Source organism: Elusimicrobiota bacterium (genome assembly GCA_026388155.1).
GTDB lineage: Bacteria > Elusimicrobiota > Elusimicrobia > Elusimicrobiales > UBA9959 > UBA9634.
On sequence record JAPLKI010000016.1, the window covers coordinates 184,833 to 211,796 of the forward strand.

The 26,964-nt window shown below is 53.0% G+C and carries 22 protein-coding genes; 4 read left to right on the forward strand and 18 right to left on the reverse strand.

The window, feature by feature from the left end:
- Positions 1-4 precede the first annotated feature (4 nt).
- Both NTX59_07045 and NTX59_07050 read left to right on the forward strand, forming a co-directional pair.
- Positions 5-919, forward strand: coding sequence for an AEC family transporter (locus tag NTX59_07045; protein ID MCX5785427.1), 915 nt, complete (start codon positions 5-7; stop codon positions 917-919).
- A gap of 144 nt (positions 920-1,063) precedes the next feature.
- Positions 1,064-4,735, forward strand: a complete 3,672-nt coding sequence (locus tag NTX59_07050) for a hypothetical protein (protein MCX5785428.1) — start codon at positions 1,064-1,066, stop codon at positions 4,733-4,735.
- 130 nt (positions 4,736-4,865) lie between these two features.
- Here the strand turns inward: NTX59_07050 and NTX59_07055 are convergent, their stop codons facing one another.
- Positions 4,866-5,825: a transposase gene (locus NTX59_07055; GenBank protein MCX5785429.1), complete on the reverse strand. Its 960-nt coding sequence runs from the start codon at positions 5,823-5,825 to the stop codon at positions 4,866-4,868.
- Between the two features lie 455 nt (positions 5,826-6,280).
- Between NTX59_07055 and NTX59_07060 the strand changes: the two genes are divergently transcribed.
- The gene (locus tag NTX59_07060) at positions 6,281-7,336 is read left to right on the forward strand and encodes a GDSL-type esterase/lipase family protein (GenBank protein ID MCX5785430.1); all 1,056 of its coding nucleotides are present in this window, start codon (positions 6,281-6,283) and stop codon (positions 7,334-7,336) included.
- Positions 7,337-7,399: 63 nt separating this feature from the next.
- On the opposite strand, the gene NTX59_07065 is transcribed toward NTX59_07060, so the two are convergent.
- From NTX59_07065 to NTX59_07145, 17 genes are all read right to left on the reverse strand, one after another.
- Positions 7,400-9,013, reverse strand: a complete 1,614-nt coding sequence (locus tag NTX59_07065; GenBank protein ID MCX5785431.1) for a phage tail protein — start codon at positions 9,011-9,013, stop codon at positions 7,400-7,402.
- Positions 9,014-9,424: 411 nt separating this feature from the next.
- Positions 9,425-11,119: an ABC transporter ATP-binding protein gene (locus NTX59_07070; GenBank protein ID MCX5785432.1), complete on the reverse strand. Its 1,695-nt coding sequence runs from the start codon at positions 11,117-11,119 to the stop codon at positions 9,425-9,427.
- Between the two features lie 137 nt (positions 11,120-11,256).
- A complete protein-coding gene (locus tag NTX59_07075; protein ID MCX5785433.1) occupies positions 11,257-11,613 on the reverse strand; it encodes a four helix bundle protein in 357 nt (118 codons plus the stop codon).
- A gap of 85 nt (positions 11,614-11,698) precedes the next feature.
- On the reverse strand, positions 11,699-13,483 hold the full coding sequence (locus NTX59_07080; protein ID MCX5785434.1) for an ABC transporter ATP-binding protein: 1,785 nt from the start codon (positions 13,481-13,483) through the stop codon (positions 11,699-11,701).
- Between the two features lie 77 nt (positions 13,484-13,560).
- Positions 13,561-14,025 carry a Mut7-C RNAse domain-containing protein gene (locus tag NTX59_07085; protein MCX5785435.1) on the reverse strand — a complete coding sequence of 155 codons (465 nt, stop codon included), beginning with the start codon at positions 14,023-14,025 and terminating at the stop codon, positions 13,561-13,563.
- A 112-nt stretch (positions 14,026-14,137) separates the two neighbouring features.
- Positions 14,138-14,677, reverse strand: coding sequence for a 2-oxoacid:acceptor oxidoreductase family protein (locus tag NTX59_07090; GenBank protein ID MCX5785436.1), 540 nt, complete (start codon positions 14,675-14,677; stop codon positions 14,138-14,140).
- Positions 14,678-14,768: 91 nt separating this feature from the next.
- Complete coding sequence (locus NTX59_07095) at positions 14,769-15,524, reverse strand: thiamine pyrophosphate-dependent enzyme (GenBank protein MCX5785437.1); 756 nt, start codon at positions 15,522-15,524, stop codon at positions 14,769-14,771.
- Positions 15,508-16,596, reverse strand: a complete 1,089-nt coding sequence (vorB, locus tag NTX59_07100; GenBank protein MCX5785438.1) for a 3-methyl-2-oxobutanoate dehydrogenase subunit VorB — start codon at positions 16,594-16,596, stop codon at positions 15,508-15,510. Before vorB ends, NTX59_07095 begins: the two co-directional genes overlap by 17 nt.
- A gap of 106 nt (positions 16,597-16,702) precedes the next feature.
- Positions 16,703-16,906, reverse strand: coding sequence for a ferredoxin family protein (locus NTX59_07105; GenBank protein MCX5785439.1), 204 nt, complete (start codon positions 16,904-16,906; stop codon positions 16,703-16,705).
- A 259-nt stretch (positions 16,907-17,165) separates the two neighbouring features.
- Positions 17,166-17,525 carry a response regulator gene (locus NTX59_07110; protein ID MCX5785440.1) on the reverse strand — a complete coding sequence of 120 codons (360 nt, stop codon included), beginning with the start codon at positions 17,523-17,525 and terminating at the stop codon, positions 17,166-17,168.
- A 92-nt stretch (positions 17,526-17,617) separates the two neighbouring features.
- Positions 17,618-18,802, reverse strand: coding sequence for a glycosyltransferase family 4 protein (locus NTX59_07115; GenBank protein MCX5785441.1), 1,185 nt, complete (start codon positions 18,800-18,802; stop codon positions 17,618-17,620).
- A 30-nt stretch (positions 18,803-18,832) separates the two neighbouring features.
- Entirely contained in the window at positions 18,833-20,164 is a 1,332-nt protein-coding gene (locus NTX59_07120) for an aspartate aminotransferase family protein (GenBank protein MCX5785442.1), read from the reverse strand.
- Between the two features lie 163 nt (positions 20,165-20,327).
- Positions 20,328-20,831: a 3-isopropylmalate dehydratase gene (locus tag NTX59_07125; protein ID MCX5785443.1), complete on the reverse strand. Its 504-nt coding sequence runs from the start codon at positions 20,829-20,831 to the stop codon at positions 20,328-20,330.
- A 54-nt stretch (positions 20,832-20,885) separates the two neighbouring features.
- On the reverse strand, positions 20,886-22,184 hold the full coding sequence (locus tag NTX59_07130; protein ID MCX5785444.1) for a 3-isopropylmalate dehydratase large subunit: 1,299 nt from the start codon (positions 22,182-22,184) through the stop codon (positions 20,886-20,888).
- A 137-nt stretch (positions 22,185-22,321) separates the two neighbouring features.
- Positions 22,322-23,521: a CaiB/BaiF CoA-transferase family protein gene (locus NTX59_07135; GenBank protein MCX5785445.1), complete on the reverse strand. Its 1,200-nt coding sequence runs from the start codon at positions 23,519-23,521 to the stop codon at positions 22,322-22,324.
- 204 nt (positions 23,522-23,725) lie between these two features.
- A complete protein-coding gene (locus NTX59_07140) occupies positions 23,726-24,673 on the reverse strand; it encodes a hydroxymethylglutaryl-CoA lyase (protein ID MCX5785446.1) in 948 nt (315 codons plus the stop codon).
- Complete coding sequence (locus NTX59_07145; GenBank protein ID MCX5785447.1) at positions 24,670-25,815, reverse strand: isocitrate/isopropylmalate dehydrogenase family protein; 1,146 nt, start codon at positions 25,813-25,815, stop codon at positions 24,670-24,672. The genes NTX59_07140 and NTX59_07145 overlap by 4 nt, the downstream gene beginning before the upstream one ends.
- A 320-nt stretch (positions 25,816-26,135) precedes the next feature.
- Here NTX59_07145 and NTX59_07150 point away from each other — a divergent pair, with 320 nt between their 5' ends.
- Entirely contained in the window at positions 26,136-26,864 is a 729-nt protein-coding gene (locus tag NTX59_07150; GenBank protein ID MCX5785448.1) for an N-acetyltransferase, read from the forward strand.
- Positions 26,865-26,964 lie beyond the last annotated feature (100 nt).

Genomic DNA, 26,964 nt, shown 5'->3' on the forward strand with positions numbered 1-26,964 from the left:
ATTTATGACTTCTATCATAGCCAACATCTTCATTGTCATGGCCATCGGCTGGCTGTTCCGCAAGTACGACCTGGTACCGGACGGCGCGGAAAATGCTTTCAACCAGTATCTTTACTACGCCGCTCTGCCGGCCCTGACGTTCGTGAAGATAGTGGATACGCCTCTTAAGGGCCTTGGCGTTGATTTCCTGCTGGTAAACACGTTTCCTATAATCGCGCTGATGGCGGTAATAACCGGGTTATGGCGGGCGCGTGTGCTGGACTGGCGGCTGGCGCGGACTATAGTGATAGTAGCGGTACTGGGCAATACGGTGTATCTCGGTTTCCCCGTGGTTTCTATGCGTCTGGGCGAGTGGTCTATAGGCTACGCCGCCGTGCTGGGCTCCCTCCAGAATATCGTGATATTCACGCTTGGCTTCCTGCTGATACACGTGATATGCGAGGGAAGCTGCCCCGGCATCTCAAGTTTAAAGAAGATAGTCCTGCATAACCTTGTGCTCTGGGCTTCAGTGGCGGGACTTGCGATATCATGGTTTGCCATACCGGTCCCTGGGCTAGCAAAGACGGTGCTTTCCGATATCGGCAAAACGACCCTGCCGCTGGCCCTTTTTACGATAGGGCTTAGCCTTTATGGCAAGAGCGTCTCCGGCAATATAGGGAAGCTTTCGTTTATCGCAGGCTTGAAGTTGTTGGTGTTGCCGTTATTCTATCTGCTGCTGGCCTACTCCTTGGGTTTTAAGGGCGGGGCGGCGCGGGTGGGCTATCTGGAGGCGTGCATGCCGGTGGCGGTGCTGAATTTCGTGATAGCAAAGGAGTTTGACTTCGACGCGGACCTGGTTTCACAGTCCATAATCTTCACCACTCTGATTTTCTTCCCCTTCCTCTATCTCTACGATTGGATAATGACTCTGGCGCTGTAAGGCCTATTTACCTGAAATTGCCGGATATTAAATGCCTTGCGTTCGTGGTCCGGCCCCCGACCCCCCAGAGGGGTTGAAAAAAACCATTTCCGTATGTATACTATTGCGTCATCTTAGCGTTGGTTAAGGAGACTTCTGAATTTTATGAAAAAACTATTTATATATATATTTTTAGCCTTATTCCCCGCGTCGGCGTTCGCGGAGCCGTCCGGCATTGACTCCCAGGAAATAAAGGGCAAGCTTAAACTCACCTTCGAAGAGCTGTATAGCCGCCTGGACCTGACGGACTCCGCATACCGCCAGCTCGTGTCCACTCCTGTCATCACCGCCGACGCCTATGCTGATTACAACAACAGCCTGGCCAAAACCGGCGGCGAGATAAAGAAGCTGGCCGAATACCAGAAGAAACTCTCTGAAACGGTGGAGGAACTGGAGAAGGGCGAGCCCAAGCCGGACGATATGCAGGAGCTTCTGGACCTTAAAGCTTACGCCGCCGAAAGAACGGAGGCGATAAAAGACCGCTACAAAGATGAGCTCCGGAAACTTGAGCGGATCGCGGAAAAAATGGAGAAGCAGCAACAGGCCGCCGTCTCCGGGCAGGCTGGCTATCAGAACGCCGACCCCCAGGCCGTGGAGCGGGAAAAGCAGCAGCAGCTTAAGCTCATGGAAAAAGCCCGGGCTATGGGCGACAAGGAAAAAGAATTCAACGCCATAAAGCAGTTCTCCGCCATGGACCCCCAGAAGGGCGACCGGATGATGAGCAGCTTCTTCGACGGGCTTTCCCCGGAAGAGCGCGGCAATTACACCACGCAGCTTAAAGCGGACGCCCCGTCCGCCGGAAGGACCGGCGCGGCCTATCTTTCAGGTCCTAAAGAGACCGGCTCCCGCCCGCTCTCCAGGCCGGCGGGGGCCGTGGTTCCCGGCATTGGCGGCACAGCCATCCCGTCGGATAACGCGTCCGCGGCGGTCGGCCTTAAAACCCAGCCGGGTAATGACGGCAAGCCTTTCATCACTTCCAATGACATAAAGCTGGGCATGTGGTCCGCCGTGGACAAGCTCTCACCCACGCTGGCGGCTCCGCACCTGCGGGAAACCAAGCTGAATATCGCGGCCGACGCAAAAACGGACTGGCTGGAGAAGAAGCGCCAGGATTTTATGGATCTGGCCGGCAAGACAAAGAACGCCTCGGAAAAAGAACAATACGTGAACGTTGCCGGAAATATAGAAAAAATGATAGGGAAAAAGAGCGCGGCGACGAGTTTGGACGGCGTGGACCAGCGCTCCGAAGCTCTTGGCGAATGGAACACTTCCGTCTCCAGGCTTATGGACAATTCCCAGGAAGGACAGGCCGAAAAGGCCCTCGTGGACAGGAAGGCCGCGTTTGACGCCGGGTATGCCGGCCTGAAAACGGACGCGGAGCGGGCCAACTGGATAAAGGAGCACGGGCAGGAATATGACGAGTCCGGCAAAAAGCTGGCCGACTTCTACATGAACAACCCGCAATATCTCAAGGCGCGAAAAACCGAAGCCGACGCCCAGCTTTTCATGCGCTCCCGCATGGCCGATTTTAAGGACGGCGCGGAGTTTACCTCCGACGAACTGGGCCTTCAGTTGCCTCCGGGCCAGAAAGTCGTAATAAGCCGCAGACCGGAAGGCTCTCTGGACGGCGCCCGCGGTCTTTCCTACACGGACGATAAGGGGCTCTCGCATTTTCAGAGCTTCGACGACCAGGTGCGCGTGAACGAAGTTATGGACCCTTCGGGCGAGAAGCGGGTGATAGAGCAGCGGCTTTCCAAAGACGGCACCGTGAACGTGGCTGAGCGGCGCCCCAACGGCAAGCTTTTCCGGACCGAGGAGCACAGGCCCGACGGCACCGTGGCGCTGGAGGTTTACGGAGACGACGGCAAGGCGGCGGCCTCAAGGGTTAAGAAACCGGACGGTTCCCAGATAGAGGCGGTGGTGCTGGACAAGGAAGGAATAAAGAGGACCATTTTCACGGATGCCAAGGGCGGCAGCACGTTCGAGCTTGAGTCCCTCTCCGGAAAGGACGGCTATCCCAAACAGAGCGGCAGGGTGGTGGATGGCCGCCTGGTGATTGATAAAATGGAGCTGGACATAAAGACCGTTAAAGCCCGCTCCGGCGATTATGTTTTTGAGACAAAGATAGACGGCCATAGCGCCGGCTTTGAGGTGGACATGGACGCCATAAAGCGTCTGCCCGAGAACCAGCGCGGCGAGGCCGCTAAGGCCGCCGCTTCCGTCATGACCGGCGGGAACGCGCCGCGGACCGGGCCGCTAAAGCAGTTCATAGCCCAGGTAAATCAACAGTCGGGCCCCAATGACCAGGTGAGCATTATCACCGGAAAGGACGACAAGGGCAACACCGTCTACCAGGCCAATATCCTGACGGCGGACGGCTACAAAAAGCAGGTGCTGGGACAGTGGACGACACTCTCCAAAGAGGAGAGTGCCGGTCTTGCCAACAACATCGGCTTGGATATTAATTTGCGCTCTGCCGGAAAGAACGAGGACATAAACAAGAAGCCGTACCTGAAACCTTTCAGGTTCTCGGGCGACAATGTGCTGGACAGTTATTACGCCGAAAGCCGGACGACCGGGAACTGGTTCACCGGTTACGGCGCGGAAGCGGATAATTACGTGCACCGCTACAATTCCGACACCGGAGCCGCGATAAAAAATATCAAGACCGGCACTCAAACGCTCTATTCCAGTCCCAACATACTGGGGCAGACCGGCATAGCCATGGGCACACTGGGCAAGGGCACGGTGCAACTGACCAGTTCGGCCCTGGCCGTGGCGGGCGCGGGCACGCTTGGCTGGGCGGACAAGAACCTGCAGGACGAGTTTATGGAGCGGGCCAAGTCCAACTTCTACGGCAACGATGTCAGCCGGAATCTGGGTAAGAATTTCATCGGCGACAATTACGAGAAGGGCTACGCCAGGCTGGAGGTCAAGGAAGACCATAATATCCAGAATGTGGGTAAGGAAATGGCCAGTATGGGCCAACCCACTTTGGGCGCGGTCCTGCAGGGCGGAGTGGAATTCTCCAACGGCGTGGCCACTTCGCTCATAACGGCGCCTCTGGGCGGCCCGGCCCTCTCCAAAGTCGCCGAGAAGGCCGGCACGGTGGGCAATATTGCGAGCAAGACCTACAGCTCTTACCTGGCCGTGAAAGGGGTTTACAATACAGGGGCTTCCGGTGTGGAGTTCGTGCAGGCTTACCGGGCCTTCGACGAGAACGACCCCAAAAGCAAAGAAAGGTATTACGCCGCCGTCACCGACCTGACGGCTAACGCACTCAAATCCCCCCAGACTGTAAGCGGCGTCTTCAAGCTGGCCGCTAATGTCAAGGAGGTGAAGAACGCCTTCACCGGCAAGGAGCAGTCCACTATACTGGGGGCCGACGGCAAGCCTTACCAGAAGCCGCCCGAAGAGCTCAGCAGTTTTAATAAGTTCATGCTAGGCAAGAACGAGCCCGGCATCCTGACCAGAGTAATGACAAAAGACATCAGCATGGGCATGGACCCCAGGATCAATATAAATCTCTCCAACAATCCGGTTTCCAACGCCATAAACTCCGCTGACAAATGGGTGGCCGCCAAAGTGGATAAATGGACGGGCAAGCCGGCGGAGATGCCCAGGCCGGGGCTGATACTGCCGGGCCAGGCCCAGCCCAATCCGGATGCCCGGATAATCATCCCCGGTCAGGCTGCCCCGAACCCGGACGCCAAAATAATCGTTCCGGGGGAAACCACCCCCAATCCGGATGCGAAAGTGTTTCTGCCGGGCCAGTGAGCCGGCGCGCGAACAGTGTAAAAAGGCACCGATACCTTTTCCCGACAAAAAACAAAACCGCCGGGGAAGTTCCCCGGCGGTAAAATAAGTAATGAATTCAGGATATGGACGCTGCTTAAACGCTTAAATACTATTTTTTCGCTATTTCCTCGCCCTTATGCGCCAGATACGAAGCCGCGCCGGAACTTATATTGAGTTCCTTCATTAACACCGCGCCGTTCACCCCTCCCGCCGTCTTGCGCAGATAACAATACAATGCCCTTCCGCGCGCTATACGCGGCTGCCTGCTCTCACTCAGCAGATCTTTTTTTGTTACCCCGGTAACCCGTTCCACTTCGCGCAAAACATCTTCCTTTGTCATCCGCCCGGGAGATGTTTCCCCATCGATCTCCTTAATTATTCTTTCAACGAACTCGCCGCCGCCCAGGATACGATCGTCAAACGCCTCCCGCTCATCGGCCCTGTGGGTAGCATTGATTATCCCCCCGATACTCCTCAAAAGCCCTCCGCCGGAATATTCCCCCTTTTTAAAGCGATTCACCCGCTCAGCGATAAACTTCTCGTAGGCCTGCCGCGCCTTTGGTCTATTGGGGCCGAAATGCTCAAGCAGCGCCCGGTTGTCAATTATTCCGTCTTCTTTTCCGGCACACAACGTGCCATGCCCGCACCAGCGGTATTCCTTTAATTCTTTCAGGTTTTTTACAATACGCGCTCTCAACGGATTAAGGTGTATATAGGCCGCCAATTCAAGGAGATAGGGTTCTTTCTCGCACAAAATAGCCTTGTAGCGGTTTTGGAACATATGGCCGGAACGCTTATGCCGTATATTGAAACCGACGGCATAACCGGTCATAAGCCGCCTCATGATCTCGGCAAGAGGACGGGAGCCGCGCAATATCAACAGATGGAAATGATTCGGCATCAGGCACCAGGCCAGGCATTTACCCCCGGTGAGTTCCAGGGAGTTTTTGAGCCGTTCCAGGAAATCTTTGCAGTCCGCTTCGCCGCCGAATATTTCATGCCGTTCAATACCGCGCGCTATCACATGATACAGGCAGTCTTCAATATCTATCCGAGCTTGTCGCGGCATATCCGGAATTATACAACATTTAAGCGTTTAAGCAACGTCCCCTATCCCCCCCAGTAAGTTACCCCCCCATCTAGAACTTCCGGACGCCTAAAAAAATTTGCAAAAACATTCCCCTCTCGCTATAATACAAAAAGCAGGGTGTTTTTCTGAAATTTTAAAAAATCCCCACCTACCCGGCGGGTGTCCGGGCTAGTTAAGAGTTCTAGGATGGTTCAACTGGGGCGGGCTCTATTGCAGCGCCCAAATGCAGAGTTTTAACAATATTATAGGGCTGTCACAGGCAAATGCACGGTTTCAGGAGGGTGTTTTTAGGGTCGTAAAAAGTGATTAAATAGTGCCCTGTTATAGGACACTATTTAGGGCTTCCGGGGTACTGCTCGGCTCAATAAACAAAGGGGCGGCCGAATTTGTTAGAATCTATAAATATAATATTTTTTTGTAATCTCCTTTAAACAATGGTCAACAAAATTCGACTAAAGTTTCAGCGCACATTAATTCTAGTACCGTTTCTTTCTTTCATCGGAGCTGGCCTTAAAACGGAAGCCCCTCAGTTTGTATATGGAGAAAGTCTTGTTTTGGCCAAGGGAAATCCTTCCTACCTGTGTTTTGACAGATTAGTAAAGGGACGGGTTCAGGTTCGAAGCAAGTATAAGGCTGATGACAAGAAAAATATAATTTATAAAGAGGATATTGACTACATCGTCAACTACACTTCAGGAACCATAAGAAGAACAAAAAAATCGCGTATTCCAGATTTTTCACTAAATCCGTTTTATGGGAAGAAAGACTTTGGGCAAGAGCGACTTCCAGCAGCGTCAAATCATGAGTTTTTTGTGTGGGTGGACTACTATACTACAAACGGAAAACCTTGGGCCGAACCGAACGATCAAATAAAATTATTAAGAAAAAGCCGGAAAAAGCTTGAGACCGGCGGCCCGTTCAGAATTGTAACATATGGGGACAGCATAACAGCCGGAGGTGAAGCATCCGAACCAGATTTGCGTTTCACAGAGAGGTATGCTAAGTATCTGCAAAGCAAGTTTCCACGGACTAGGATTGAAATAGAGGACAGGTCCATCCCGGGGCACTCAACCATTCAAGCTATCGCATGGTGGGATAAATATATCGGCAAGTCTATGCCGGACTTGGTGCTGCTAGGCTGGGGAATGAATGACCACAACATTAAAGGGGTGGAACCGGAACAGTTTAAAAAAAATTTGATTCAACTTGTTGGCATGATTAGAATGCGAAAAGGGGCTGAAGTAGTACTATTTTCATCATTCCCACCCCATAATGATTGGCATTATGGCACCCATCGTATGAATCTTTACGCTGCGGCTACAAAGCAAGCCGCTGTCAAAGCTAAGTGTGCCTATGTAGATGTTTATACTACATGGGATATGGCATTGCGACGCAAAGATCAATCTTCATTACTTGGAAACAATATAAACCACCCTAATGATTTTGGACATTGGATGTATTTGCAGGCTTTTAAAGCCATGAAATTCTGATTTTATTATAATCGCCGCGACTGCAAACAATAATAGAAAATATTTTTTTCACGCTCAAACACCTTAATATTTAATACACGGTAGAAGCGCAATATTTGCAGGTCTTGTTTCAGAAGCAGTACGAGGAACCCCATTTGATCCGTCAGGATATGGTGCCCCTATCCTTGTATAATATGTCGCATTACTATTTGCATCGGAACTTATTTCATCAGCCCACCGCTGGGCTGCATCACCGCGGAAGCTATTATACCTATAGGGTAAAAAAGTATGTTTATGTCCTTGAAACGCATCAGTCTGCATCGTTCCAAAGCCTCTTCCGGTATCAGTGGAAATCGTTGTGGAACCATTTGAGCCATAGTTCCATCCACGCATAAATATACCACGCAAATCCGGGACACTGAAATTACCACTGGCGCCTCCATAAACATATCCTGTCGCCGCGAAAAGATTTGGATAAGTAGAAGTCGGATATGATTTTCCATCAGCAAGCACCCATCCGCTAGGACAGGCACCAGATGAAGCAAAAAATGACACCATCCCAATATTATTCGGTCTCCCGTTAATATAATAGTCACCACTTATATCCACATTGCCCTGAATTGAAAGCTTCTGCGTCGGAGTCGCGGAGGATATCCCCACATTACCAGTAACGGTTAGGTTAGTCGCCATCATAACACCGGTCGCGGACATAGATGCCTGGATAACCCCAGAAGAATTACGCCATATCTGGGCAAACGTGCCAGGAGAAACGACGTCCAAGGCCGCTTGCGGAGTACGCGTAGATATCCCGACCGTCTTGGCAACACGGTTGCCAAAGATTATACCACCTATATTTACCTCGTTAGACGCATCAGGTAATGATTTATCTTCACGATCTCCGATTATGATATTCGAAGAACCGCTAGTCGCCCAGGCAGCAGCCTCATAACCTATAAATGTATTATCTGCACCGCTAGATAAAAATATCCCCGCAGCATCCCCATAGAAAGTATTTTCATAACCGTCCTCAAGGCTGTACGAAGCCAAATATCCCATAGCGGTGTTCGACCAACCATTCAGACCACCGTCGGTCCCCACCCCCACCAAGGTATTCCCCGCGCCACCAGTATAACATGCATTTAACCCCGTCAAGGAGGAGCCATCTCCGTAATACGTAGTAGCATAAATCTGACCTGCACCAGTCATTTGTATAACTTCTGACGTGCCTGTTGAAATTACAAGCATCTTGCCAGATGTGCCGGCCCCACTTGAGATAACCAACCGGTAGTTAGGTGTATAAGTGCCTATACCCACATTCCCATATGCGCCAAAAACATTCTGGTCTCCTGTCTGGGCATTCCCTTTCACAGTCAACGCAAACGGAGCTGCCGTTAGAGAGAAGCTGGATATCACGGTTGCATCAGAACTACTAAGACGTATTGTATATTCGGACCCCGCTAAAAATATTTTAGGGTTAGAAAGGTAGGTCTGTGTAGAAAAGAAACCGTCCACATCAGGGATAAGAGCCACATCAGAGGCTGTGCCCACAACCACCCCACCAGACAAGACATGCACTTTAACCCCATAAATGGGTATTGCAGACTCCAGCTTTCCCTGTACTGAAATGTTGTTATAACTACCTGCAAACACACTGGTAGTCGCAGAAAGTAAAACAAAAGTAGCCAGCATTCTTTTCATATATTGCCTCCATAAAACCACTGCTTTAGATTTGTAGGGAACATAAGAACTTATCGTTGGTTCCCACTTCATCTGAAACTTCCGGACGCCTAAAAAAATTTACAAAAGCATTGCCCTCTCGCTATAATACCAAAAGCAGGGGGTAAAGGAACCAGGTTCCTTTGTAAGAATATCTGTTTCCCGACGGGTGGGTCAATTTGGATTTACCATTAATGAGGGCGGGAACATATATATATTCAAAATCTCCGGCCGTTCGCTCGGGGTGGCGGCGGGCTAGTTTACGGGGGTTTTCCGGAGGCCGACCTGCGCATTCAGGAGGCCGAGGATAAGGGCGGCCGCGCTGGCCGACCCGACCCCCGCAAACTAGCCCGGCGGCAGGACCCAGAGCGGTCAGAAACTCCTTGTTGGTTGTTAGTGGCTTTGCAGTTCTTCTTCCAGTTTGCGGCGTTCGTAGATCTGCTTGTAGAGGCCGTTCAGGGCCATCAGCTCGGTGTGGGTGCCTTTCTCCGCCAGGCGGCCCTCGTCCAGCGTCAGAATAAGGTCGGAATGCTCAATGGTTTTCACCCGGTGGGTAACAATAAGGCAGATGGTTTCGGGCATCGCTTTGCGGAAATCGCGCCAGAAATTGTCTTCCGTCTGTGCGTCCATGGCCGAGGTGGCGTCGTCCAGCAGGAGCAGATCAGGCCGCAGCAACAGTGCCCGCGCCACCGCCACCCGCTGCTTTTGCCCGCCGGAGAGCGAGAAGCCGCGCGTCCCCACAGAAGTCTCCAGGCCTTTGGGCAGCTTTGAAATATCGTGCTTCAACTGGGAAACCTGTATCGCGGTATCAACGGCCCCCTCCGGAATATTCTCCCTTCCCAGGGTTATATTGTTGAGAACCGTGCCCGTCATAATGAACGGGTCCTGCGTCACCAGCCCCATCCGCTCCCTTACCGCCGCCGGCGTAAACTTGCGTATGTCCGTGCCGTTGACGCATATCTCCCCCCCCGAATATTCCGAGAAGCGGGTCAGCATTGCCAGCAGACTGCTTTTGCCGGAACCGATCTTTCCTACCACCGAGACAAGCTGGCCGGACTTTACCGCGAAGGTTATCCCTTTAAGCAGCTGGACGTCGTCCTTGCCGGTGGTTACCGAGACGCCGCGGCATTCCACTGTTTCAATACGGGCGGGCCCCTGCGCGGGCGTGGAAGGCTTTTTCACCGCTGATTTAGCCTGCAGCAATTCGTCCACGCGCTTGATGGAAGCGCCGGCCCGGTTGCCGGCGACGAAGAACTGGCTTATGTCCATCAGCGGCATCATGATCATACCCGCGTAGAAATAAAAGGCTATCAGGTCGCCGAGACTGGCCTTGCCGCTTATCACCATAATGCCTCCGGCCAGGAAGACCATGGCGACCGCGATGAAATTGGCGGAGTGGTAGAAATACGAGAAGATAATATCCAGCCTTGCCACCGAAATTTCGGCGTCCCTCTGCGCGTCCGCCTTGGCGGAGAAAAACACCCCCTGGGCGGGTTCCTTGGCGTTGGCCTTTATGAGTTTTATCGCGGTAAAGCAGGTTTCAAGAAAATCGTATATCAGCGAGATGGACTTCTGAAGATTGTCGTAGCGTTCGTGCAGTTTCTTTCCTGTTTTTATGGAGGCCGCAAGCAGCAGCGGGGCGGGCGCGAGCACCCATAGAGCAAGCATTGGGTTCAGCAGGACCATCATCGTGATAGCGCCGATAAGCGTGAACAGGGACTGGATAAAGCGGAACACTCCCGAGCAGGAGAACCACGAGATCTTGTTGGAGATGTCGTCCACCAGGCGGGTGACAAGGTCGCCGGTGGTATAGCGATGGTAGAAGGCCTGGTCCAGCTTCAGGATGTGCTCGAAGAGCTGCTGGCGGAATTCCCATTCAAGGCGCATGTTCATGTAAGCGCGGTTCCACTGGGCGATTATGCTGATTATCGTGCTGGTGACGCCGACTCCCAGGATGAGATAGACGTCGCGGCGCAGCAGTTCCCTGGTTATTCCTGCGTTGAGGCCGTTTATTATCTGCTTGATAATGTACGGGTAAAGGGCGTTGAGGGCGGCGCTGACCATGCCGAGTACTACGATGGCCAGCATCTGGTACCTATGCCGCTTCCAGTGAGGTAAAAGCCATTTAAGGGTGAAAAGCATAAAGAGTTAGAGCTTAGAACTTAGAGAGTAGACGGTTAGTTTAGACACTCTCCATTCTCAACTAAATGCTAAGTTCTAAATTGCTAAATTACTTTCCGAGTGGACGACAGCGTATTAAGTATACGCGCTATTTCCTCACTTTGGGCGTAAAGTTCTTTATAAGAATCCTGGCTTATGTAATTTTGTTTCAAACAGATATTTAGAAGAGTTATAACCTCACATAGTGAACCATAAGAGATACTCAGAAAATGGATAAATTCTTTTTTTGATTTTCTTCCCGCCCCTTCAGCAATATTCGAAGCTACCGAAACAGCGGCCCGTCTCAATTGGCTTGTTACCCCAAAAATCTCCTCTTTGGGAAATTTAGCAGTTAAATCGTAAATGGCGGCAGAGAAATCTACAGCTTTCCGCCAAACAATAAGGTTTTCAAAATTAAACATTTGTGTTTTCCTGGTATTTAACCTTTACTTTCTCTCCCATTTCTTCCTATTCTAAGTTCTAAGTTCTAAGCTCTAAGTTCTTCCGTTAGCTTTCCCCGAACTGCAATTTATAGAACTTTGAGTAAATTCCGCCGTGGGCTAGCAGGGACTCGTGCGTGCCGCGCTCCTTCACTTCCCCCTCGGATATCAGTATTATCTCGTCGGCGTTCCTTATTGTGGAGAGCCTGTGCGCTATGACTATCATGGTCTTATGTTTGAGGAGCCGCTGCATGGCGGTGTTTATCATGCGCTCGGTGTAGGGGTCTATGTGCGAAGTGGCTTCGTCCAGCGCCAGCACTTCCTGGTTAAGGACCATGGCCCGCACCAGGGAAATAACCTGTTTCTCCCCGGCCGACAGGTTCACGCCTTTTTCCACTATCTGCTTGGTCAGGCTGTGATGTTTGAAGAAGGCGTCCAGGCCTATGGTCTTTATGGCGTCGTGCACCAGGGCGTCCGGCACGGCGTCGTCCATCAGCTTGAGGTTCTGCATTATCGTGCCGGGGAAAAGATAGATGTCCTGGTGCACCAGGCCTATGGCGGTGCGCAGGGATTTCAGGCTTATGTCGGAGATATCCGTGCCGTCTATCAATATCCGGCCTTTCTGCGGCGTGTAGAACTTGAAAAGCAGGTTGGTTATAGTGGTCTTACCGCCGCCGGTTTCGCCCACTATAGCCAGGCTCTTGCCTTTGCGCAGAGTAAACGAAACGCCTTTTATCACCCAGGGGTCCTCCGGGGCGTATTTCATCCAGACATCGCGGAATTCTATGCTCTCGCGCATGGAATGTATAAAATGCGGTTTTACCGGGTCGGTTATGTCGGGGCGGCGTTCCATTATCCGGGCTATGCGATGGCCGGCCGAGAAGGAGCGCTGTATGATGCTTATATGTTCGGACAGGCGGAATACCGGTTCAAAGAGTTTGTCTATATAGAGAATGAACATCACCAGCGTTCCTATGCTGATGCTGCCTTCCAGCGCCCAGCTGCCGCCCGCGCCCAGTATTATGGCTATGGATATGGGGCTAAGGAGTATCACGGCCATATAAAAGATCACCGACATTACTTCAGCGCGCAGCTCGGCGTCGAATTTTCGCTTGTTAACGGCGTTCAGCCTGGCCGCGGCCATGCCTTCGCGGTTGTAGGCCTGTAGCAGCGCGATGGCGCTTACATGTTCGCTTAAAAAGCCGGATATTTCGCTGGCCAGTTTTCTTACCGTCACGAACATGGTGGAGCTTTTGTGCAGGAAGACCATGCTGATGACCATAACGAAGGGCAGCACGCTCATAAGCAGCAGCGTGAGCCGTAGGCTGAAGAAAGCCATTATGCCGAAGGTGACGAAGAACATCAGTATATCGCGGAAGATGGTGATGGAGGTTTCGGTGAAAAGTTCGTAAAGACTCGCCGTGTCAGACTGGATGCGGGCCATCAGCCGCCCCGCGGGGTATTGCGCGTAGAACGGAAGGTCAAGGCCGAGCATATGGGCGAGCATCTTTTTCTTCAGGTTCGTCATTATCTGCTGTCCGGTGCGCACCAGTCCCATGCGCAGGAAGTAGGTGAAGACCAGGAAAAGCAGGGAATTGAGGAAAAGGGCAGTGACCGAAAGGATGACAAGGCGGTAATCCTTTGCCGGCATGGCTTTGTCTATGATATATTTCGCGATTATCGGCGACAGCAGGTTCAGCGCGGAGGAGAGGAAGAGCCAGGCGCCGGCGACGGCGAACCCCCGCTTTTCCGGCAGCATGAGGCCGTAAAGCATGCGGAAGGTGGCTTTGTAGTTTATTTTTTCCTTCTGGTCCTGGCTTTCGTCGTAGTGTGAGTCGTTGTCGCCGTGCATAAGGATATTCTATAAAATATGTTTCAAGCCCGCATTGGCTGTTTGCAATGCGGGCTTGAAATTATAGCGCAGGTTTTCTATAAACCCCGTGTTATTTCGCGGATTTCGTGTTTGACGGCGTTCAGGTGGGTGCCGGGCCAGTAGATCTTTCCGCAGGCGGGGCATTTTAAAAAAGCATAATCATGTTCGGCGGTTTTCGCGGGGACGGTCTTCAGGGCCTCTTCCCGTGATATCCCGGCAAGCGGCTTGTTACAGAGGGTACAGCGGGTAAAAAAGCCCTTCTCGTCCGGTTTCAGTCCCGATTCCCGGAAAAATTTCCGAAGCTGGTCGCGCCAGTGCTGTTCGCGGAACAGTATCATTTTGACGTCATTGCCCGGGCGCAGACGGGTGTCACGGGTGAGAAGGATGACGCCGGGTTCTCTGGCTTCAAGGAGAATAAGCCCGGTATCGCGTTTGTCATGCGGCACGAAGGCGCAGTCATAGCCCATTATCCTGAGCCAATTGGCCAGTTTCCCCAGCATGGAATCCGCAATGAATTTCATCCCCGCCCCCTTAAATTTACATTTTAGACAATGACAAAAGTGTAAAGTTAAGGGGGTTTTTATGACAAAAAGGCTTGAGGTTTCAGCTCAAGCCTTTTTTTATCGCCCGCTCCTAATTCAGCTTTACTTCCGCGCCGCGTTTCAGGGCTCTTATATTCAGCTCTATAACTTCCGGTTTCAGCTTTTTGTAAACTTTGGGCAGGGCTTTGGCTATTGCGTCTATGGAAATCGCGCCGGTCTGCGCGGCAAAAGCTCCCAGGGCCACCATGTTCATTACTTTGGCGTTGCCCAGTTCTCCGGCTATCTGGTTGCAGGGCACGTAAAGCACCTTTATGTCATTGCGGGAAGCTTTTGAGTGAACGAGACAACTGTTCACTATTAACAGTCCCCCCGGTTTCACCAGCGGTTCGAACTTGGCAAGTGACGGTTCGTTGAGCACTATTACTGTGTCAGGTTCTGAAACTATCGGAGTGGTGACTTCGTCGGAAGATATCACCACCGAACAGTTGGCCGTTCCGCCGCGCATTTCAGCCCCGTATGAAGGGAAGAAGCTTACTTCCCGTCCTTCCAGCATCCCTGAATATGCCAGCAGTACGCCTGCCGAAATAACTCCCTGTCCGCCAAAACCCGAAATTCTTATGCCTTGATACATGTTAGTTCCTCCTAGCAAATCAGCGTATAGAGACTAGCGGCTAGGGGTTTAGGGAGGAAATTTCCTTCCCTAAACCCTATACGCTGTCCGCTTACCCCTGCTTTTGCGCGTCTTTATAAACTCCCAGCGGGAACACCGGCAGCATCCCCTCGGCCACGAACTTGGTGGCCTCCGACGGATTGTCCAGCCTGGTTCCCCAGTTTGTCGGGCACATCGAGAGCACTTCCACCATTGAGAAGCCCTTGCAGTCCACCTGGTTCTGGAAGGCTTTCTTTATGGCAGCCTTGGTTTTAAGCACGCCCGGCGCGGTATGCACCGAGGTGCGTTCAAGGTATGCGGCCCCGTCTATGGTGGCAAGCAGTTCGCACATGCGTATGGGATAGCCCGCCTGTTTTGCCGTGCGGCCTTCCACACAGGTGGTGGCTTTCTGGCCTATTAAGGTGGTCGGGGCCATCTGGCCGCCGGTCATACCGTAGATGGCGTTGTTAATAAAGATCACCGTTATGTTTTCCGAGCGTATGGCCGCATGTACTATTTCCGCCATGCCTATGGAGGCCAGATCGCCGTCGCCCTGGTAGGAGAACACTATAGTGTCGGGTTTAGACCTTTTAAGGCCCGTTGCGATGGCCGGGCCGCGCCCGTGCGCGCCCTGTATCGTGTCGCAGTTGAAGTAGGCGTCCGCGAATACCGCGCAGCCCACCGGGGCCACGCATATCGTTCTTGCGCGTATGCCCAGGTCGTCCATTGCCTCCGCTATCAGGCGGTGCACTATGCCGTGCCCGCAGCCCGGGCAGTAATGCATTTTCAGGTCCAGCAGGGATTCAGGCCTTTTATTTAATAGCTGCATATTCTTTGGCTCCTTTTTTCATTACGCCTTCAATGGTGGCAAGCACTTCTTCGGCGGTTATAACCGATCCGCCCGGCTTTGAATGCAGGTAAACCTCACCGCGGCCGTTAAGTGACAGGCGCACATCTTCCACCATCTGCCCCAGGCTCATCTCAACGGCGATGAATTTCTTTATTCTTCCTGAAAGCTCAATCAGGCGTTTTTTAGGATAAGGCCAAAGCGTGATGGGCCGGAACAGTCCGACTTTAAGCCCTTTCTCGCGGGCCATTTTCATCGCCGCCATTGAAACCCTGGCGGAAGTACCGTAGGCCACCAGGGCAACCTCGGCGTCCTCAAGCATCTTTTCCTCATAGAGGACTTCGTTTTCCTCTATCTGCTTGTAGCGTTTCGCGCGTTCCCTGACCATTATTTCAAGGTAGCCTTCGCGCAGGTCGTAAGATTTTACCTGGCGCTTGGCCCGGCTGTTGTTGACGCCCAGTGCCCAGTCGGGTTCTTTAAGCGTTGTAACATCCACTTCAGGATCTTTGAATTCCACCGGTTCCATCATCTGGCCTATAATGCCGTCGGCCAGAACCAGGGCCGGTACTCTGTATTTGAAAGCCACCTCATAGCACTTTTGCGGAAAATTACCCATTTCGTTCGCGCCATTCGGGGCCATAACGAACAGCCGGTAATCGCCGTGGCCGCCGCCGCGGGTGGACTGCCAGTAGTCGCTCTGCGAGCCCGCGATATTACCCAGCCCCGGGCCGCCGCGCACTACATTGGCGACTAAAAAGGGAAGGTCCGCGCCGGCGCAGTAGGATATGCCTTCCTGCTTCAGGCTGATGCCGGGGCTGGAAGAAGAGGTCATGCAGCGTTTGCCGGTGGCGGCGGCGCCGTAAATCATATTTATTGCCGCTACTTCCGATTCGGACTGTATGAAAGCTCCTCCCACCTGCGGCAGGCGCCACGACATGTATTCGGGGACTTCATTTTGCGGGGTTATCGGATAGCCGGCGAAGAACCTGCACCCGGCGCGTACGGCGCCTTCGGCCAGGGCTTCGTTGCCTTTCATTAATTTTTTTTCAGACATCATATGCTCCTTCAACGTAAGGGTATAGGGGCGAGGGGTTAGCGGTTAGGGTTGAGGTATTAAGGAACTTCTTCCCTATCCCCTAGTCTCTATCCCCTAGCCCCTGTCACTTGTAAACCTTTATTGCCAAATCCGGGCAGATGCGCGCGCAACTCTGGCAGGCTATGCAGCAGCCGACCTTGGCGTCCAGGGCCGGGTAGTAGCCGGTCTTAGAGAATTTATGGGATTTTTCAATGCACTTCTTGGGGCAGACTTGTATGCAAAGATAGCAGCCCTTGCACTTATCCACTTCCACTTCCATTTTAGGCATTATAACCTCCCGATATTAGACTATGGATGTGCCGTAAAGGACTGTGTCCGTCGTACGGCCAGGCTTATTATGACAGGGCTGCTGTCGCGGTAAAGCTCGATTGCAGCGTTCACTCAGGGTTTCTTTGCGCGGCTGGCAGAGCTCGGCGGGTATGTGTCGGGCTGCCGGAAGCCGCGTTCTATAAAAAGCCTGTTCTTAAAGTATATCAAAAAAAATGGGCGCCTAGCGCCCGTTTTTTGCCGGTTAAAAATCACGGCTTTTATTGTATTTTCAGTAGTTTCTTGGCTTCGCTTATCAGTGTTTCGGGATTTACCGGTTTTTTGAGTACGCTGACATTGAAGGCTTTCCCCAGTTTCTCAACGCTTTCGGGCTTGCCGGTTGAAAATATTATGGGGGTGGCCGTTTGTAAAATATTGCGCAGGCGGTCAAAAACTTTCTGGCCGCCGCCCGCCGGCATGTCGACATCAAGCACCAGAAGATCCGGCTTGAATTGCTGGTAGCGCATGACGGCCGCGCTTGCGTCCTCCGCGGTCTGGATCTCAAAGCCGGCTTTTGTGAAAATTTCCTTGTAAAGTTCCAATATGCAAAGGTCGTCGTCAATAGCGAGTATTTTAAGCATAAACCCCCGGGAGAGTCGTGCGTCTGAGGGGCTAAGAGTCAGAGAGTCGGAGAGTCGGAGAGTTGACTCTGACAATCCGCGCCTCTGAGACTCTAAGACTTGCCACCGTCCAGTACCTTATTATATAAACTTTTAAGCGAGATGTTCATGGCTTCCACGCTGAACTGCGGATATCCGGTATAGTCTTTTTGTAGCACCCAGCGGCGGGCGGCCTCTCCCATGGCGCGTCTTTTGGCTTCGTTGTTAAGAAGGGGCTCGGCCGCTCCCGCAATAGCGCCCGGATCGGCCGGCGGCACCAGGATCCCGGTTACGCCATCCTTAACCGCATAAGGCAGTCCGCATACCTTTGAGGCTATCACGGGCAGGCGGGCGTATTGCGCTTCAAGGATGGTGCGCCCCATGGCTTCGTTGAGGGAAGGCTGGACATATATGTCCATGACGCAAAGATAGCGGGAAATATCTTTTTGAAAGCCGGTAAAATTTATTTTCTCCCCCAGTGCAAGCTGTCTTGCCAGTGTGCGCAGTTCCGTCGCAAGTCCGCCGTCCCCGACTACAATAAAACGCAATTTTTTATTTTCCGCTTTGTCAGATATGAGTTTTGCCGCTCTTATGAAATATTCAACTCCCTTAACGGGTTCAAGCCTGGCCGCCACGCCCATAACCGTCTCGTCCGCGGATAGTCCCATTTCTTTGCGTATTGACGCCCTTTCGGATCCCATGGGCGTAAAACGCACGCCGCTGTGAATAACGGTCCATTTTTTCCGCGCGCCCAGGCCGGCAGCCACGGACTCTTCAAGTTCTCCCGGCGTCAGGGCTATAAAGCGGTCTGTCCAACGCGCGGCCAGGCGTTCGGAGAGCTTGAATATAAATATTTTGAAATGGCCGAAACAGCCGTAGAGAAGGTGACCGTGAGGAGTGTGTATAACCAGGGCTTTTCCGCTTTTCACGGAACGATTATAAGCCCTGGCGGCCAAGCGTCCCAAAAAACCTGCTTTTGCGGCGTGGGTATGTATTATTCCGGGCTTAAGCCTTAAAAATATCCGCTTTAATCCAAAGTAAACTTTCAGGTCGCTTAAAGGTGAAATCCCCCTTTTCAAATCGGGCAGTTCCAGGTATTGCACGTTTTCAGGCAATTCAAGCGCGGCGGAACAGGGGCCCGCCGCCAGCAATACGTCCCGGTCCTTTGCCTGATAGATGGCGCTGTCAATAACATTGCGCGCCGGGCCGCCCGGTTCAAGCCGGGTTATAATGTGAATTATCAGCGTTTTACCCGCCAATCAAAGCTCCTTTAAAATTGGAAACAAAAACTACTTTTTTGTTTTTACTTTCTCCGGCTGTTTTTTTGCGGCGCCTGCAATTGCCTTGCCTATGATATCCAGTCCCTCCGCCAGTTGTTCGTCCGTTATCACAAGGGGAAGTAAAAGGCGGATCACATTCTTGTGCAGTCCCGCGCCCGCAAGTATTACTCCGTTGTCGCGGGCGTCCTGTATGACTTTTTGGCATATTTCAGTGGCGGGCGACCATGTTTTTTCATCTTCAATGAACTCAATCGCCAGCATAGCGCCTATACCCCGCACATCTTTTATAACGGGATATTTTTGTTTAAGTTCTTCAAAGTTGCCCCTGATGATCTTCCCCAGGTGAAGAGCCCTTTCAAGCAGCTTTTCCCCGTCTATCATTTTTATAACTTCTATCGCCGCCGCGCACGCCAGCGGGTTCCCGCCGAAAGTGCTGCCTATCGAGCTTTTCGGCAGCGCATCAAAATATTTTTTACCTCCGACCACGGCGGACAGCGGCAGCCCCGCCGCGATCGATTTTCCGAGGGTTATAAGGTCGGGTTCCACTCCCCAGTTTTCAATGGCGAAGAATTTGCCCGTTCTGCCGTAACCCGACTGGACTTCGTCCGCGACCATCAGAATCCCGTATTTTTCGGTGACTCTGCGTATCTCCTGAAGAAAACCTTCTGGCGGAACGTTAAATCCGCCTTCACCCTGTATCGGCTCGATTATGACCGCCGCGACGTCTTCGGGGCAGACGGTCTCCAGCAGCAGCTTTTCAAAATCTTTCGGGGAATATTTGTTTTTGCGCGGATTCGGGTATGGCAGCCGGTGAACGTCCGGCGCGGTGCCGAAAATATATTTATACGGCATAGGCCGCTGCGTCATGGTCATAGTGAGAACCGTGCGCCCGTGGAACGCTCCCTCAAAAACCACTATACTCCTTCTCTTGGTAACGCCCCGCGCTATCTTGACCGCGTTTTCAACCGCTTCCGCTCCGCTGTTGAAAAATGCGACGGCTTTTTCGGATTTCCCCTGCGCTTTTGTAGCCAGTATTTCCGACAGTTCGATCCAAGGCTCGTACGGGATCACGGTGAAGTCGGAATGAAGGTAATTTTCAGCCTGCGCTTTTATAGCCTCAACGACTTTTTTCGGCGAATAACCCGTAACAAGGCAGCCCCAGCCGCCGGTAAAATCCAGGAACCTGTTCCCGTCCACATCCTCAATTACCGCGCCGTGGCCTTTTTTTATGTAAAACGGGGCAAGCGACTCCATCGGGGAAGCGACGCAGGTTTTTCTTCTTGCGGTCAGTTCCCTGCTTTTCGGCCCGGGTATTTCCGTATGAATAAGTGTGTGTTTCATATTATTTTTTCCTTATATAAGTGAAGTTTTAATGCTGGCGGGCTAGTACGCTGGTATGCTTTCCGAAGTCCCTGAATTAAGCATACAAGCATACTAGCTGGCAATCTTACTCGCCTACTAGCCTATGGCTGTGCCGTACCAAGGGCTATGCCCATAAGACGGCCTAGCGGTTCACTGTTTCCATCAGTAATTTGCGTGTATAGGAGACCAGTCCGCCGGCGTCTATAATAGCCTGGCGCGCCTTCGGGAGCGGCTCGATCGCGAACGATTCGCCGGACGTGCGGTTGAAAACCCTGCCCTGGGCTATTTCCAGTTCGTCGCCTTCCGCGGCTTCGATCGACGGACAGATCACTATGTCCAGGCCCAGGTTTATCGCGCTCTGCAGGAAAATACGCGCGATGTTCCTGGCCACTATCGTCAGCTCATGGCCCTTAAGGCAGGATACCGCCTGCTCGCGCGAGGAGCCGCAGCCGAAGTTGTTGCCGCCCAATATAACGCTTCCGGCGGGGATCCCCCCCGCCTTGAGTTTGCCGTTGAAAGCCGTGTTGTCGGCGAACGCGAACTGCGGTGTTTCGGTGGGCAGCACTGTCGCCATGAACCGGCCGGGATAAATGATATCGGTGGACACGTCGTCGCCAACCTTTAGAACAATTTTTTTAGTAGCCATGTGAAAAATACCTCCAATATTAAATTCTTCTATCTTCAATGTTTCCTGTTTTGCTCATTTTGCAACCAGCGCTCCTCTGGGATCTGTTATTTTGCCCGTGATGGCGCTTGCCGCCGCCACAGCCGGCGAGCACAGATACACTTCGGCCTTAGGGTTGCCCATGCGCCCCTTGAAATTACGGTTAGTGGTCGCCAGCGCGGTTTCCCCGTCGCCCAGCGCGCCCTGATGTATGCCGAGGCACGGCCCGCAGCCGGGATTACAAACTACCGCGCCGGCTTTTGCCAGCGCGCTTATCGCGCCGCTTTCAAGCGCTTTGTGGTAAATCCGCCACGACGCGGGAAACACCAGCATCCGCGTTCCGTCCGCCACGCGGCGGCCTTTCAGTATCTTTGCCGCGATTTCGAGATCGTCCAGCCGCCCGTTGGTGCAGGAGCCGATCACGATCTGGTGCAGCTTCTTGCCCGCGACTTCTCCAATCGGTTTAACATTGTCCACCGTGTGCGGGCAGGCTATCTGAGGCTCAAGTTTGGAGGCGTCTATTTCAAGCACCTGGTCGTAGACGGCGTCCGGATCGGGACCGAAAATATCCAGCGGTTCTTTCACGCCCGCTTCTTCCCGCAGGTAGCGCTGGGTTTCCGCGTCGGGCGGCACCAGACCCGCGGTGGCGCCGGCTTCAACGCTCATGTTACAGAGCACCAGCCGCCCCGAGGTGGGCATATTGCTGATAGTGTCTCCATAAAACTCTATCGCCTTGAAGTTGGCTCCCTGCGCGGTGAGCCGCCCTATCACGTGCAGTATCAGGTCTTTCGGGTAGACATGCTCCTGGAATTTTCCGTTGACTATCACTTTTATCGAGCCCGGCACCTCCACATTCAGTATCCTGCCAAGCGTCCATACCGAGGCCATCTCTGTGGCGCCGATGCCGAACGCGAACGCGCCCAGCGCGCCATGTGTGGTGGTATGGCTGTCGGTGCCCACCAGCACGCTGCCCGGACGCACGTACCCGTTTTCGGCCAGTATCTGGTGGCAGATACCGCCCACATCGCCGCGGATATCGTGGAATTTGCGTATCCCCTGCTTACCCACGAACTCGCGTATCTTCTTCTGGTTGCCCGCGGTCTTTGATGACTCGGCGGGAACGCGGTGATCAAAGATTATCGCTATGTGGTCCGGATTCCAGACTTTCGCCTCGCGTCCCGTTCCCTTGAATATCTCGTCAAATTGGCTGATCACCAAAGCGCCGTTTTCATGCGACATTGCCAGGTTGACTTCCGGTTCCAGTACTTCTCCGACCGCCACCTGCGGACGTCCGACTGCCTTTGCCAACAGCTTCTGAACATAAGTCATGCCCATATTATTATCTCCTTAATGCTAATTTGAGTAGATATCAACTAGCGACTTGCAAATGGCGAATAGTGAATAGGGTCTGCGGAAGAGATTATGTTTTTTAATAAACTATTCGCTATTCGCTGTTCCCTATTCGCTATGCCCTACACCACGCCCTTAGCTTTCAGGGCGGCCAATTCGGTTTCATCAACTCCGAGTTCTTTGAGTATTTCCGCCGTGTCGGCCGAAAGGCGCGGGGGCGGCGCGTTAAGCTGTCCCGGCATCTTTTCAAACTTGGCGGAGAGGTCGAACAGTTTCAGCGTGCCTATGCCCTCGGCAGACACCTCTTTGAGTATCCCGCGGTGCTTTATCTGCGGCTGGTTAAGCGCAGCTTCAAGTTCCAAAATGGCGCCGCTCGGCACGCCTTTCGCGTTAAGCAGCTCCACCCACTCGGCGGTCGGCTTTTCGGCAAGCTTCACTTCCAGCAGCGGGGTCAGAAGTTTGCGGTTCTTTTTACGGGTGTCCCGCTTTTCGAACCGCGGATCTTTCTTCAGTTCCGGAACTCCCAGAATGTCGCAGAGGGCTTCCCACTGCTCCTGCTTGTTCGCCGCGATATTAATATAGCCGTCCCTGGCCTTGAACGTTCCTGACGGCGCGGCGGTTAAATTGTCGTTGCCCATCGGCACCGGATGCTGGCCGCCGATAAGGAGGTTCGCCGCCACCCAGCCCATAAGGGGCATGATCGAGTCCAGCATCGCTATATCGATAAACTGCCCTTCGCCGGTGCGTTCGCGATGATAGAGCGCCGCTAATACGGCAAAGGCCGCGTTGAGCCCGCCCACCGTATCGCATACGGGGAAGCCCGCGCGCAGGGGGTTGAGCCTTTCATCGCCGTTGATGTCCATAACGCCGCTCAAGCCCTGGATTATCTGGTCGTAGGCGGGTTTGAACGCGTCGGGCCCGGTATGGCCGAAGCCGGAGATGGCGCAGTAGACTAGGCGGGGATTTATTTCGGAAAGGGATTTATAGCCGAGGCCCAGCCGGTCCATAACGTCGGGCCGGAAGTTCTCCACCAGCACATCCGCATTTTTCACCAGCTTCCGGAAGATCTCTTTACCCTCCGGAGTCTTGGTGTTCAGGGTCAGCGACTTTTTGTTCGCGTTCTGGGCCAGGAAACTGGTTCCCATCAACTGGTCGTTCAAAGCCGGCATTATGCCGAGCTTCCGGGCCAGGTCGCCGTCTTTTGGGTTTTCGATCTTAATTACTTCGGCGCCCAGCAGCGCCAGGTGCAGAGTGGCAAAAGGCCCGGCTAACACGTTGGTAAGGTCAAGCACCCGTATTCCCGAGAGGATTGGTTTGCTCATAAATGCTCCTTTAAGCGGCGTTCACGCCGCTGTCACAAGTTGCATGTCACATGACAAGTTGCAAGTCTCATGGCCGTTTGTTAGCCATAGGCCCTGATACTGCACTACCATAGGCTTGTCTCAGGTCACAAGTGAAGAATGAGAGTTCGCTTGAAACTTGATACTAAGCTTGCTTGTGACCTGTGGCGTGTATCCTGTAACTCGCTACTGCTGGCTGACGGTCTGCGACTTGTTAATATGGATGTGTCCGATCTTGTAAACGAAGCCCTGCATGTCGCGGCCGAAATGCGCGGCCGCGTCGCGGGCGACGGCGATAAGGAGGCCCAGGCTCACGTCCATGCGCAGGCCCTCCCTTTGAAGGGCGTGGACAAAATCCTCGGTGGCAACGTTGCCGGCCGCGACTTTTGTGAACGGGCAGCCGCCCAGGCCTGCAAAAGACGTTTCAACTGAAGTCACACCGGAGCGCATGGCGGCGAAGATGTTCGCCATGCCGAGGCCGTAAGTGTTGTGGAAATGACAGGCGCACTCAACGCCCTTGTCCATCTTGAAAATTTCGCCGAAGAGCCGCTCCACCTGCGCCGGATGGGCATGTCCCGCCGTGTCGGCAAGGCTGATGTTGCGCAGGCCCGCTTCAAGGTAGGCCCGCACCATATTGAGTACGCGTTCCTCAGGGATAGCGCCTTCAAACCCGCAGCCGAACGCGGATTGTACCGAGACCTGCACTTTTTTACCGGCGGCTACGGCGGTTTTCGCGGCGCCGATTATACGCTTTGTGGATTCCTCTGTTCCCATGCCGGTATTCTTTCGGCTGTGGGTCTCGCTGGCCGAAGCGCCCATGCAGAACATCTCAACGCCGCAGGCAAGTCCCCGCTCCAAACCTTTCTCATTAAGCACCAGTCCCGAGAGGACGGCCGCGGAAGTCTTTTTCGCTGTCAGCCGGCGGAACAGCTCGTCCGTGTCCGCCATTTGCGGGACTTTTTCGGGATGCACGAAAGAGCCGACCTGAATGATGTCCAGACCGGACTCCATCAGGTCCCGGAGCCAGGCCTCTTTCTTCTCAATGGGGACTACCTCCTTCTCCACTTGCAGGCCGTCCCGGGGGCCGACTTCGTGCAGCAGGATGCGCGGCGAATTATTCTGTGTTATATTCATGTCCGCGCCGGGCCGGCTACTGCGCACTTGTCCGCTATGGCCCGCGCCATATCAAGAGTGCTGGCAGAACCGCCCATATCGTAAGTGCGCACTTTGCCCTCTTTAATCACCAGGGCGGTTGCGTCCTCTATCGCCTTCGCTTTGTCGGCCTCTCCGAGCCATTCAAGCATCATCTTTGCCGCGAGAATGGTGGCGATGGGATTGACTTTGTAAAGGCCGGCGTACTTGGGCGCAGAGCCGTGAGAGGGTTCGAACACCGCCAGTTTCTCTCCGATATTGGCCGAGCAGCCGAAACCCAGTCCCCCCACCAGCTGCGCGCTCAGATCCGAGATTATGTCGCCGTACAGGTTCGGGGCGACCATTACGTCGTAGTTGAACGGGTTCTTGATCAGCCACATGGTCATGGCGTCAATGTTCGCGTCATCTATCTTTATCTCGGGGTAGTCCTTAGCCACGGCGCGCGCCGCTTCTAAAAACAGCCCGTCTGTCGCGCGTACGACATTGGCTTTGTGAACCACCGTTACTTTCTTCCGGTTGAACTTGCGGGCGAACTCAAAGGCGGCCCGGGCAATGCGCTCCGAGCCTTTTTTTGTGTTTATCTTGCAGGAAATAGCGTATTCATCGCTCTTTAAGTTCTTAAACGCTTTGAACGGGGGTGAAAGTTTGATAAGCGTGTCGCGAAGTTCGTCCGGCACGGTATTGAATTCCACGCCTGAATAGAGGTCCTCTGTGTTTTCGCGGAACACCACTATATCAATGCCCTCTTTGTAGTTGAGAGGGTTGCCGGGGTAGGCTTTGCAGGGGCGCAGGCAAACATAGAGGTCGAACAGCTGCCTCATGCGCACGATAGGCGAGCGGTAAACCATCCCCTTGCCCTGGAGCGCGGGTATCAGCTCCTTCTCGGCGGTCTTAACCGGCTTTGAAGTGATGGCCCCGAACAGCGCGGCTTTCACGCTCTTAAGGAGGTCAATGGTGCGCTGCGGGAACGCGTCGCCTTCCTTGCACCAGAAGTCCCAGCCGATGTCGCCGTGGATGTATTCGGCGTCAAATTCAACGCGGTCAAGGACGATACGCGCCGCTTCCATTACTTCTTTGCCGACGCCGTCGCCGGGGAGCCATGCTATCTGATGTTTTTTGCCCATATTGGAACCTCCTGGAGTCTCTTGATCTGAGTCGTTTTTAATGACGGATTTTTTCAGTAAATAGCCAATTAAAAATGAATGCGTAATAATCTTATCACAAGCCCGCTTTTATTGTCAACAACTTCCCCTTCCTGACTAAAAAAGCGCTTTGGCCTCTCAATATATTAAACAGGCTCCTTATAAACGGACGCCGCGCCGGATAAGCGTTATATTCATCTGAAAAAGTATTGTATAATCTGAAAAAGCACTTCTCAGACAGGCAACGCGAATCCCTGCCTGTTGAAAAGATGCGGTAAAATGTCCGTACAATGGAGAAAAAAATGATAAAAGCACCCCCTGAAAAGGTCTCGCAGGAAGTGGTAACCTTCAAAGTCTCTGAACTTGAGCCGTTATTGTGCGGCCCGTCAATGGATATACCGCCTTTTGAGCCGGCGATGGTAAAGCTGAAAACCGGCGAAACGATGGTGATCCGCCCGATAAAAAGAGAGGAAGCCCCTTTATTCCTTGACTATGTCAAAAAGTTAATGGACATTGACCATGATTTTTACGACATCGTGGGAGCCCGGGTCTACGCCGAGATTCTCGGCTGGGTCAGGAACCGCCTGAAAGACCCCTATCATCTCGTCGGTGTTATTGACGGACATGTGGTTGCGTTCTGTAACGGCCGTCTGATGAACGAGAATATCAATATCAGCCTTCATTCTCTGGCTTTCAGAAGAGGATTGCGGGCCGGGGCGATAATGTATTACGCGAAGTGCGAATACTGTTTCGAAACTTTGAAACAGAAGGAATTCTGGGCGACCTATGAAAGCTATAACGGCCTCAAGAGATGGGGCATAGGAATGGCCCAGCCTTCTTATCCGTGGCCCGACGTACAGCACGAGCTCGGCGGCGCCAAGGTTTTCTACATTACCCAGAACTATTGGAAAACAACGGTCAAAAAGTATCTGGAAGAGATGACCCAGACAAAAATGGTCAGGCCGGTTCCCGCCGCGCTACTGAAGAAGAACGAGAAGCTTATCATGCCGACCAAACTGGAAGAGGATTGACAGGGAAAAACACGGAAAAAACGCGACTCCCCCGGACCAGCCGGGGGAGTTTTGCTTATGATGGCCGCTCCGCCAAAGCTCCGGAGCCGTCGGCGGGAAA